Here is a 340-nt window from a genome sequence, read left to right as displayed (position 1 = left end):
AAAATCGACCTCGGGCGTACCGATGTGCATAACTTTAGGCGGCAAAGGCTTATCCTGAACGCTTTCGATGAAGCCCGCGAGATAAGCAAATATATTGTACTTCTCAAGTACCAACCGCTTCGCCTCTCGTATTGCATCGCGACGTTCCATCCAGAGGTCCGAGTTGATGATTTCTCGGATCTTTGGAACTACGTTCTTGTCCTCTGGATCAATCAGAACCATTGAGTCCCGCGGAAAGAACCTCGTGATTGCCGGGCTGCCGTAATAGATCGGCATTGTTTCAGCAACGAAGCAGTCCATAAGCTTCTCTGTAAAATAGTAATCAGCTCTAGTATTCTCG

The 340-nt window shown here is 47.6% G+C and carries 1 protein-coding gene; it reads right to left on the bottom strand.

What is annotated here, in order from left to right; genetic code table 11:
* A partial coding sequence (locus tag C9427_RS33650) for a hypothetical protein (protein ID WP_208636465.1) occupies window positions 1-300 on the bottom strand: 300 nt, incomplete at its 3' end.
* Window positions 301-340 lie beyond the last annotated feature (40 nt).

The sequence above is a fragment of the Mesorhizobium helmanticense genome, from assembly GCF_003034915.1.
In the GTDB taxonomy this organism is placed as follows: Bacteria; Pseudomonadota; Alphaproteobacteria; order Rhizobiales; family Rhizobiaceae; genus Mesorhizobium; species Mesorhizobium helmanticense.
This window is presented reverse-complemented; position numbering and strand designations above follow the sequence as displayed.